This window comes from Frankia sp. Hr75.2 (assembly GCF_949319125.1).
In the GTDB taxonomy this organism is placed as follows: Bacteria; Actinomycetota; Actinomycetes; order Frankiales; family Frankiaceae; genus Parafrankia; species Parafrankia soli.
This window is the reverse complement of sequence record NZ_CASGGV010000050.1, coordinates 1-10,630: the sequence shown is the minus strand read 5'-3', so window position 1 is coordinate 10,630 and position 10,630 is coordinate 1. Positions and strand designations below refer to the sequence as shown.

Sequence of the window (10,630 nt, the reverse complement as noted above, 5' to 3'; positions counted from 1 at the left end):
GCGTTCGCCGTCCGGGTTCATCGGTGAATCGCGGAGGCGCGGCCATAGGCCGGAGCATCGCCGCCCTGCACGAGTGTGGGATTCCACCGCACGAGGTGCCATTGACGATTCCCTGGCCGTCCTCACCTGGCCGCGGTGGTCAGCCCGTCGCCGGAGGCCATGTCGTCCATGCCGATCCCGGATATGGATGAGCCGGGTATGGATGTCGCGGCAGACGGGGTAGAATCAGCTCATTCCGTTTGCCGAACAGGCCGGAATGAAGCTGACCCACCTTGCGACGGCGTTCGCGGTTGCCCATCCCGCCGTCACCTCGATCATCATCGGGCCGTGCACCATGGAACAGCTCGACGACCTGCTCGCCGGCGCCGATATCACCCTCGACGACAAGATCCTCGAGGAGATCGCCGCGATTGTCGCGCCCGGCACCGACGTCGGCCAGCTCGACATGGCCTACGCCCCACCCGCGATCGAGCACGCCACGCTACGCCGACGGCCGGCCGACGACCGCGCCGCCGCCTGAGGAAGATCCGAGAACGCCCGGCGGTGAAGGGGATTCCGGGGAACGGCGGCGCCATTCGGAGTAGTTCTCGGCGAGGCGGTGCAGGCCGGTTCTGATGCGGGACTCGCCGAGTTCCGCCAGCAGCGCGGCGACGTGGTCGGCGGCGAGTGCGGCGAGCAGGGTGTGCGCGGCGTGGTCCGGATCGGGTGCGCCGTCCAGCAGGATCGCCACGTGTCGGTGCCAGAACCGGTAGGCCCCGATCCGGTAGCGGGCTCCGGGTGTCGCGGTCTCCGACATCCGTACCAGGTCCAGGTGCTCCAGCAGGTAGTCGAGGTATGCGCCGACGAACGCGGTGAGCCGTTCGGAGGACGCCGCTCCGGGGCCGAGTGGCGGCGGCCCGTGCAGGATCGCCTCCTGCAGCATCTGCTCCCGCGTGTCGAGCAGTGCGACCGCCAGGCCCGCCTTGTCCCCGAAGCGGCGGAAGAGGGTGCCCTTGCCCACCCCGGCGGCCGCCGCGATCTGGTCCATGGAGACCGCCGCGACTCCGTGCTCGGCGAACAGCCGGGCGGCGGCGTCCAGCACGGCGACCCGGTTGCGCGCGGCGTCAGCTCGTTCCCTTGGCGGCGGGGTGCGAAGCAGCTCCAACGGTGTTGCGCAACCGGACTGCGGTCCGCTAAGGTTCTCCTGCACAACCGGACTATAGTCCGATTCTTTGGAGGTAGGAGCATGACCGCACTCATTACCCGTGACGAGCTGAAGGCAGCGATCGCCGCCGGGAACGTGACCGTCGTCGACGCGCTGGGTGGCGAGTACTTCGCGCAGCAGCACCTGCCCGGCGCCCTCGCCCTGCGCCCCACCGAGGTCGACGCCAAGGCACCGGCCGTGCTGCCGGACCGCGACACCGCCATCGTCACCTACTGCTCCAACCCTGCCTGCCCGAACAGCGGCCAGGTCGCCGACCGGCTCACCGCGCTCGGCTACCCCAACGTCCGCAAGTACCGCGAGGGCATCGAGGACTGGGTGGCGGCTGGCCTGCCGACCGAATCGGCCTAACCCGGAACCGCCGCGGCGGCAGGGCCTGTCGGTGTTTGGTGGTACTCGTCCGGAAGCCGGGCGCCGCGCGCTCGTCGCTAGGCGGCTCGGTAGCCGGGATGTCCTCGACCCGACGGTAGACCGGCAGGCCCCGCTCCTGGGCGATCTGGATGCCCTGGTCGGCGCCGGTGGACTCCGCCGGGTAGCCGGAGCACCGTCGCAATGCTGGAGCAGGCGTTCCGCGGTGGGGTACATGATCTGTCCGGCGACCGGGTCGGCCGGGCCGGTGTCGCCCGCGCCGCGCAACACGGGCAGTGCGACCCACTCTCCGATCATCGGGACGTCGCCGCTGCGGAAGACCGGCCAGGCAGCTTCCTCCAGGCGGGCCTCAGGGGGTCTGCTGCGTCGGACGCGGCGCCCTACCGTCTGCCCCGAAGGTGCGCCACAGCATCAGAGCCGAACATCGGAACTCCTGGTCGGGGCATGCACGGATGGCGTGGTCGGTGCTGGCACCGGACTGAGGTCGCCCTGCTGGCGCTGTCGACGTGTCGACACCGGGCGCCGGACCCCGGACAACACGTGCCGTACCCCGGACGCGGGGCACCGGCCTTCGGCTGCGGGGTAAATCCGGGGTGCACCCGGGGGTGCATGATGGTCGACATGGGTGCTGACGAGCCGGCGCAGAGCGCATGGTCGCGGGTGGACACGAGCGTGCCGCACTCCGCTCGGGTCTGGAACTACTGGCTCGGGGGCAAGGACAACTTTCCCGCCGACCGGGAATTGGGGGACAAGGTCTTCGAGGTCTACCCGGACATCGTGCGGGTCGCCCGCGCGCAGCGGGAGTTCCTGGTCCGAGCGATTACCTTCCTTGCCCGCGAGGTGGGCATCCGCCAGTTCCTGGACATCGGCACCGGCCTGCCGACCGCCGACAACACCCATGAGGTCGCGCAGCGGATCGCCCCGGACTCCCGCATCGCGTACGTCGACAACGATCCTCTGGTGCTGGTGCATGCCCGCGCGCTGCTGACCAGCGCACCCGGCGGCGCCACCGCCTACATCGAGGCCGACGTGCGCGACCCCGACAGGATTCTCGCGGGGGCGGCCGAGCTCCTGGACTTCACCAGGCCGGTCGCTCTGGTGATGTTCGGCCTCATGGGGAATGTCGCCGACACCGACGAGGCGAGAGCGATCGTGAAACGGCTACTCGACGGGGTGCAGTCGGGAAGCTATCTCGCGCTCAACGATGGCACGCACGGCGAGGCCGTGGACAAGGCAATCGAGATCACCCAGGCGGGTGGGCACCCCTACAATCTGCGTACCCCGGAGCAGGTCGCGTCCTTCTTCGACGGCCTCGACCTCGTCGAGCCAGGCGTGGTCTCGACGCCCCTCTGGCGGCCCGCGCCCGGGTCGGAGCCGCAGCCGCTCCACATCTTCGGCGGGGTCGGCCGCAAGCCGTAGCCCGTCCTCGACGGGGTCGGCCGTCCTCCGGGGGACGGCGTCACGGGGCTGGTGGCCACGATTGGCGGGGGGTCTCGGTCGCGCTGACAGGCGCGACCGCTGTACTGCTGCAGTCGCTCACGAAGTGGTAGCAACGGCCCGCGAATGGTGACGAGGGAAACGGAGGTGGTGAAAGATCGCCTTCGGATCCTGCGGGGATCCGGTGTCATTCTGGGGTCGGGGCCCATGCGCCGTGTACGGACGCACGACGGCGTGGCTGTGCGTTTCCGCTGGTAGATGGCCTGTTCTCGCGGTTGGGGATGGAAATTGTGGGGCCGGGGATGGCGGGGTGGCGGTTCGCATTGTGCGCGGTTCTGACCACTGGTCACTGTGACTATCGGTGTGACCTGGCATTTTGTTGAGCTTCTTGCCGGGTGCAAAGCTCGCGCAATGCGAACCGCTGTCTGATCCGACAGGCTCACCGGGCCGTGATCGTGTGTTGGTCAGGAGGTGCCGGCTGTCCCGCCAGCACGGCACGGCAACCTCGAAGCCTGCTCGCCGGCGGGACGTCGCGCGGTAGGCCAGGTGTCGGCTCCGGGCGGAGGGTTGGCGTTCAGTTGGGATTTGGTTCGCCAGACCGACGGTGTGGGTGCCGGAAACTGGGGTCGGGTCATGCGGTCTGCAGGTATTCGTGGATGAGCCCGCCGAGTCGATCATGTTGGACGGCCGAGGTGTCGGGTTCGGGCGGTGGGCTGGTGCCGGTGCTGAGCGGTGCCTGTTGTTGGAGTGACCGGTGGGGTCGGTGCTGGTTGTAGTGGTCGATGTAGTCGGTGAGGACGGCGGTGGTGTGTTGTTCGCCGAGGACGAGGAGGTGGTCGAGGCATTCGGGGCGGACGGTACCGACCCGGCGTTCCGCGAAAGCGTTCGCGACCGGGGTCCGTACGGGTGTCCGCACGATATCGATGTTGTCGGTGGTGAAGACGGTGTCGAAGACGGCGGTGAACGTCGTGTCGCGGTCACGGATGAGGAACCGGAACCGTGCGGCCTACTCACCCAGAGTAATGGGCAGGTTGCGGGCTTGCTGGGTGGCCCAGCTGTTCGTCGGGCGGAGGATCAGCTGGCGGATCTCCGTTGGGGTGGAGGGCCTGCCGGGTGGGCGGTGCGGCTGGGTCCAGCGGCGGCGGACCAGGTGGCGGTGCCAGCGCAGAATCGTCTCCGGGCGGACCAGCAAGGTCGGCGATGAGGTGCGCGGGAGCAGCCGTGCCAGCCCGGCGAGGATGGCGCGATCGGCCCAGCAGTACCGGGGCCGGGGCACCTGGCGGCGTAGCACTGCGAGTTCGTGGCGGAGCACAAGGATCTCGGCGTCTTTCGTCGCCGAGCTGCGGGCCACCAACCCCAGCCAGCCGACCAGCCGACAGAAGACGAGGTAGATCAGCCGAACCGCCATGGCCAGAATCATCCACACGGTGGTGTCCCGGTCAACAGCACCTGATGGCCGGCAGAGCACGGCTGGACGACAGGCAGAGGTACAGGTGTCCGATCGCCTTCGACGGAAGGCCTATCGATCACCGGCTGAGACAGAAGCCCTGGTCAGATCCTACGGACGAGTTTCGGGCACCCACAGGCTGATCCGCGCGGGCAGTAGACCCGGTCATCGGCGTAACAGTCCATGTCGATAGCGTGGTGCGCGTTTGGCCCGCATCTGCCGGGCCTCCATGGGGGAGGAGGTGCTCGCTGTGGCCAAGGACCTTGAACGGCATCTGGTTGGCTGGGGCAACGCCGAGTATGTCCTCGACCTGTCCAACATCGTTCGCCCTAACCCCTTCGGCGGGCCGGGGAAGCGTACCCTTCGCCGGCTCGTCCTCGTTCTTGACGCACTGGTGCGGCTCACCGGGGACCCGGACGTCGGGGTGTACCTGGTCGCGGACCGGAGCTTGCGCACGGGCCGAGGACGAGCGGAGTTCACCGACCCGTCCGACGCCGACAGACTGGACCGCTGGGTAGCCGACGGCCTTGTAGAGGAGGTCGACGAGGCCGACGAGCGGATTCTCGAGCTGGCATCTGCCGGCCTCCCGGTCATCAGCGGCGACCTGTATGTCGGCCACCGCGACTTGCACCCGTGGATCCAGGGCGACACCGAGCGTTTCCTCAAGCCTGTCAAGGCGAATGAGGCGGGCAGCGCGGTCCGGCTGATTCCTCAGGACATGGGCTTGCGGCCGGCGTACGAAATCTCTCGGCATGGCGAGCGGGACGTTCACAAGGCGATGGGTCTCCTCGACCGTCGGCGACGGCCGCTGCTGAGGTATCTTGGCCGGGCATGGCGCTGCCAGGACCCGCGCTGCACCCTCTACGACGTCCGCAAGAGGCAGGGCAACGTGTTTCCACCGCGGATCCGCGGGAACGTGGCTGTCTGCGCGGTGCACGGCACACCCCTTCTCGACGACGGCCCGCGTCCCCGCGCCACTCAGCTCAAGGTCCTCATCACCGGGGGCGCGACACCCGTCCGTTACACCCTGTCGGAGGGATCCGAGAGGGTGATCGGCCGCCACGTGGAGGCCGGCATCGCGCTGTTCGACCTGCTCGATCGCGATGTCGCCGCCCGGATCAGCAAGGAGCACCTCGTCGTGACCTTCCGCGACGGGAAGGTGCTGGTCCGTGACATCAGCCGGCCCGGGGCCTGGATGCGTTCGGCGCGGCGCAACTTCGGATTTGGCGAGTGGACGCTGCTGGATCCTGGTGCCGACTACGCCTTCCATCTCGGCGACGAGGTGAAGATCACCGAGGGCGTGGTCCTTACCCGCAGTGGCCAGCTGTTCCCCAACGAGGTCGCTGACGCCTGGAAGCACGCCGCACCGAAGCGCCGCCAGCCACAGGCTGCCGCCGACGCGCCCACGATCCTGCGCTGATCCGGGCCTGCCCATGCCAGGCACGTTCATGCGCGCGCTGGTCGCCGCCGCGCTCGGGGACAAGTACGAGGTGGGTGACCAGGTCGGCCACGGCGCTTCCGGCCATGTCTTCATGGGCCGACAGCGCAGCCTGGGCCGCGATGTCGCGATCAAGGTGCTCTCGGATACGAGGGCAGGCGCTCCGGCCGGATTCCTCGCGGAAGCCCAGCTTCTCGCCACCCTCGACCATGGGCACATTGTGCGCGTGTACGACATGATCGAGGCCGAGGGCGTATGTCTGATCATCCTCGAGCTGCTGCCGGGCGGAACGCTGGCGGACCGCAGGGCGGAGCTCTCCCCGGAGGCGGCATGCGCGGTCGGCCTCGGCGTCGCCGAGGCGCTCGAGCATGCCCACAGCCACGGTGTGCTGCACCGCGACATCAAGCCGGACAACATCCTGTTCGACGCCAAAGACGTCGTGAAGGTCACCGATTTCGGGATCTCGAAGATCCTCGGTGGCATGACCGTCAACGTGACCGCGGGCGTCGGCACCCCCAAGTACATGCCGCGCGAACAGCTCGATCCCCTCCGCTACGGCCGGATGGGGCCGGGCACCGACCTGTACGCGCTCGGGACGGTGCTCTACGAACTGCTTGCTGGCCAGTCGCCGTTCGGCGACTGGCCGCAGCCCTGGTCCTATTTCCACTACGCGGAGCACACGGTCCCGTCCGCACCGCCCGGGGTGCCGACCCGGCTCGCCGACGTCATCCTGCGTGCCCTGGCCAAGGACCTTGCCGACCGCCAGCCCACCGCCTACGCCTTCGCCCTCGATCTCGCCACCGCCGCCCGCCAGGCCTACGGCCCACGATGGCTCAGCCGTGCCGGCATGGCGCTGCACCTCTCCGAGGACGTCCGTTACGCCGCCGACCACGCAGAGCCCGTCGCCGGTCCCGACCGGCCGGAGCTGGCGCCGCCAACCGCGGAACCCGCCGCCTCCGCGGGCCCGAACCCCGCAACCGTGATGCCAGGGCCGGGGGCTCCCCAGGCAGGCGCAGCAGGCGAGGATCCCAGGTTCGCGGTGACTGTCATGCCCGACGCGGAGCTCCCCGCCGCCCCCGCTGACACGGCCGACCACGGCGTCCCCGCGCCTGCCCCCGCGCGCAGCGGCGCCAGTGACGCGGCGGCCCCCTCGCCACCGCCCTACCTGCGCACCTACTGCGCGCCGATCAGGGTAAAGCACCCGACCTTGGCGGTGGCGTTCCTGACCGGCGGCGCCGCGCTCGCCGCTGCGGGGCACGACAAGGTGCTGCGGCTGTGGACCGTACCCGGCTTCGGCCGATTCCCGGAACAGGTCGGCGAGGTCGAGACCGGGCACGCGCGGCGCATCCGCGCGATCGCCTTCACTCCGGACCGCGGCGGGCTGCTCGCCACCGGCGGCGAGGACAGGACGGTCCGGCTCTGGCGGCTGACCGACCCTGCCCGACCGGTGCCGCTGGGCGCGCCGCTGGAGCACGCTGGGAGGGTCTTCGCGGTCGGGTTCTGCACTGATGCGCGACGGCTCGTGACCGTCGGAGGTGCCCGACTCCACTGGTGGGACCTGACCGACCCCGACGCCCCGTGCCAGCTCTCGGCCGGGTTCAGACCGGCCGAGGAGGTGACCACGCTGGCAGTCAGCGGCGATGGCTCCCTGATCGCCTACGGCATGAGGCATGGGGGGATCGGCCTCGCCAGCCCCAACGGCGCGGGCATTCCAGGGCTGCTCGGCTCGGATCTGGCGGCCCACGACCAGGGCGTGCAGGCGCTGGCGTTCTCTCCTGACGGGACGCTGCTGGCCAGCGCGAGCGTAGATGGGTTCGTCACGCTGTGGGACGTGCGCGACCCGGTCACGCCCAAGCAACAGTGCCCGCCGCTCGCCGGCCACGAAGGCGCGGTGAACACCCTGGCGTTCAACCAGGAAGGGACGTTCCTGGCGAGCGGCGGCAAGGACTGCGCCGTCCGGCTGTGGGACGTCACCGCCCCGGGTGTGCCCGTGCCCTGGCTGCCCGCGCGGGGCCATCTCGGCCCCGTGACCCAGGTGGCGTTCTCGCCGGAGAACGGCGCTGTCCTAGCCAGCGCCAGTACCGACCTTCGGGTCCGCTTCTGGTTCCGCAGGGGCGTGTCGCGCGCACCGCAGCCGGCGCCCGCGACTGCCCGGCCGGCCGCACCACCCGAGCCCGCCCCGGTCACGGAAGCCGCGCTGTCAACGGCGCGGCCAGTCCTCCGTCCCGACGGTCCACCGCCCGGCCCCTCCCCGCGCGACAACGGGTTCGCCCCGACCTGCCCGTCGGGAGCCGGCGTGTCGCCCATGACCGAAGCGGGCCCCATCGTGCGGCTGCTCGCCGCGCTGCCCCGCCACGTCAAACCGGTACGCGCACTGGCGTTCTCCAGCGACGGCGAGATCCTCGCCAGTGCCGGCCACGACCGGGTGGTGCACCTGTGGGACGTGCGCACGGGGGTCCCACGCGGCGAGCCGCTGACCGGGCACACCCTTCCGATCCGCGCCCTCGCGTTCGCGCCCCGCGGCCACCTGCTCGCGACGGGCGGTGACGACCGCATCGTCCGGCTGTGGCAGCTCGCCGGCAAGCAGGGGCCTCGGCTCGCGAGCGAGATCGCCGAAGGCGCCGGGAACACGACAGGGGTCAGGTCGCTCGCCTTCGGCGCCACCGGCCGCCGGCTCGCCATCGGCCGCGCCAACCAGGTCGGATGGTGGGACGTGGAGCGAGCCGACACGCCTGCACCGCTCGCCTCGCTCCACGGCACCGCCGTCACAGCGGTCGCGGCGACGCGCGACGGCCGCATGCTGGCCTATGCCACCAGGCACGGCTCGGTCGCGCTGTTCGGGGCGGCGGACCTGAGGACCGTCATCCCGCTTGCGCCGGCCTTCGGAGCCGGCCGCAAGGCGGTAGCGGCGCTGGCCTTCTCGCCGGACGCAACGGTGCTGGCCACCGCTGGCGGAAGCGGAAGCATCCGGCTGTGGGACCTCACCGACCCCACCTCACCGCAACCACGGTGCGGGCCGCTGACCGGGCCCGAAGGTCCCGTACACACGCTCGCGTTCTCCCCGGACGGGCTGATGCTCGCCAGCGGGGGCGACAAGAAGCTCCGGTTGTGGGACCTCACCGACCTGGCCAGTCCACGGCCGCTGCCGCCGGCCGACACCGCCCACGGGTATGTGTTCCAGGTGGCCTTCTCGCCTGACGGATCGCTGCTGGCGACCGCCGGCAACGATGGTGTCGTCCGGCTATGGACCGTCGATCGGCCCGCACTCCGGGTGCCGCCCATGGCCGCCCCCCGTCCGCCGGAGTCGCCGACCGCTGCCCGGCCTGAGCACCAGCCACCCGCTGGGGCCGGTATCCCAGCCAGGCCAGACACCGCCCCGCCGACAGTGCTCCCGCCGAGCGCGGCCCCGTCGACCACGCCCACCGTGGCCCGAGAGTCGGCACCGGTCCTCGCGCCGCCCGGGCCAACCGCCGCCGAGCCGGGTCCTCACACCGCCACGCATGAACCAGCTGACGCCGCGCCGGGACCGGACACGGCAGCGGCGCGCGGTGCCCCGAAGACCGCCGCCGGGGACTTCGGACACGACGGCGCGGTGCTCGCGGCAGCGTTCTCATCGGATGGCCGGTTGCTCGCCAGCGGAGGCGCCGACCACCGGGTGCGACTTTGGGATGTAACGACCCCGTGGCATCCCTCGTCGTACGGTGAGCCGCTCTCCGGCCACGCCGACCGGGTGGAGGCCGTTGCCTTCTCACCGGTCGGCGGGGTGCTGGCCAGCGCCGGATCGGACGGGCCAGTCTTCCTGTGGGACGTCTCCGCCCGGCAACCGCAATCGCTATGCGCTCCGCTGTACGGGCACACAGGCCGCGTCTGGACGTTGACGTTCTCACCAGACGGGCGCCTACTCGCCAGCGGGGGTGAGGACGGCACCGTGCGGTTGTGGGCGGTTGACCCGGCCCGGTCGCCGCGGGCGGAAGGCCCACCAATCGACTGTCTCGCCGGAGTGCGCGCGATCGCGTTCACCCCAGACAGGCGGCTCCTCACAGCCACCGACCTGCCAGGCAGCACGGCGCCGGACGGGCCGGCCATCAGCCTGTGGGATCTGACCACACGCAGGGCGCTCGCGCACGAGCCGGCGCCCACCGGGCCGGACCGCCCGGTCTGGTCGGTGGCGTTCAGCTCAGATTGCCGGCTGGTCGCGACCGGCGCTGGCCGGGTCTGGAAGAAGAACAGACGCAGCGAGGTGCGTCTGTTCAGCCTCGACCCCGGCCCGGCCCGGTCGGGCGCGCTCCCGCCGTTGCGACCTCGCCTGGTCGGCGAAGCCTCACCAAGTAACCCCCGCGGCGTGACCGCGCTGGCGTTCTCCCCTGACGGACGGCGGCTCGCCGGCGGCTGCGCCGACACGGCCGTGCGAGTGTGGAACGTGACCAACCCGAGCTCCGTCCGCTCCGACCCCGCGCCGCTGCGCGGCCATGCCGGGTGGGTGAAGGCGGTGGCTTTCTCCCCCGACGGACGCACGCTGGCAAGCGGCGGCGACGACGGCACGCTGCGGCTGTGGAACCTGCCGGTGCTGTGAGCCGGCCCGACGCCACCTTGTCGCCGCCGGCCGGAGGCAACAGGCATCCCCATGCAGGTACCGTCCCGCCTCGACCTCGGTGACGTGTGGGTGCCCGAAACTCGTCCGTAGGATCTGACCAGGGCTTCTGTCTCAGCCGGTGATCGATAGGCCTTCCGTCGAAGG

Annotated in this window: 8 protein-coding genes; 5 read left to right on the top strand and 3 right to left on the bottom strand. The window is 70.8% G+C overall.

Annotated elements, in window-relative coordinates; genetic code table 11:
- Window positions 1–232 precede the first annotated feature (232 nt).
- Window positions 233–520, top strand: coding sequence for an aldo/keto reductase (locus AC559T_RS05590; protein ID WP_498867987.1), 288 nt, complete (start codon window positions 233–235; stop codon window positions 518–520).
- On the opposite strand, the gene AC559T_RS05585 is transcribed toward AC559T_RS05590, so the two are convergent.
- Complete coding sequence (locus tag AC559T_RS05585) at window positions 482–1,189, bottom strand: TetR/AcrR family transcriptional regulator (protein ID WP_498867985.1); 708 nt, start codon at window positions 1,187–1,189, stop codon at window positions 482–484. The two genes, AC559T_RS05590 and AC559T_RS05585, sit on opposite strands and share 39 nt — an antisense overlap.
- 36 nt (window positions 1,190–1,225) lie before the next feature.
- Here AC559T_RS05585 and AC559T_RS05580 point away from each other — a divergent pair, with 36 nt between their 5' ends.
- Window positions 1,226–1,552: a rhodanese-like domain-containing protein gene (locus AC559T_RS05580; protein WP_112105511.1), complete on the top strand. Its 327-nt coding sequence runs from the start codon at window positions 1,226–1,228 to the stop codon at window positions 1,550–1,552.
- Window positions 1,553–2,182: 630 nt separating this feature from the next.
- Complete coding sequence (locus tag AC559T_RS05575) at window positions 2,183–2,989, top strand: SAM-dependent methyltransferase (protein WP_498867986.1); 807 nt, start codon at window positions 2,183–2,185, stop codon at window positions 2,987–2,989.
- Between the two features lie 649 nt (window positions 2,990–3,638).
- Here AC559T_RS05575 and AC559T_RS05570 read toward each other — a convergent pair.
- Together AC559T_RS05570 and AC559T_RS05565 are read right to left on the bottom strand one after the other, a co-directional pair.
- Entirely contained in the window at window positions 3,639–3,923 is a 285-nt protein-coding gene (locus tag AC559T_RS05570) for an integrase core domain-containing protein (protein ID WP_498867984.1), read from the bottom strand.
- A gap of 90 nt (window positions 3,924–4,013) precedes the next feature.
- Window positions 4,014–4,415, bottom strand: a complete 402-nt coding sequence (locus AC559T_RS05565; RefSeq protein WP_498867983.1) for an integrase — start codon at window positions 4,413–4,415, stop codon at window positions 4,014–4,016.
- Window positions 4,416–4,704: 289 nt separating this feature from the next.
- Here AC559T_RS05565 and AC559T_RS05560 point away from each other — a divergent pair, with 289 nt between their 5' ends.
- Window positions 4,705–5,874: an FHA domain-containing protein gene (locus AC559T_RS05560; RefSeq protein ID WP_498867982.1), complete on the top strand. Its 1,170-nt coding sequence runs from the start codon at window positions 4,705–4,707 to the stop codon at window positions 5,872–5,874.
- Window positions 5,875–5,887: 13 nt separating this feature from the next.
- Window positions 5,888–10,465, top strand: a complete 4,578-nt coding sequence (locus AC559T_RS05555) for a WD40 repeat domain-containing serine/threonine protein kinase (RefSeq protein ID WP_498867981.1) — start codon at window positions 5,888–5,890, stop codon at window positions 10,463–10,465.
- Window positions 10,466–10,630 lie beyond the last annotated feature (165 nt).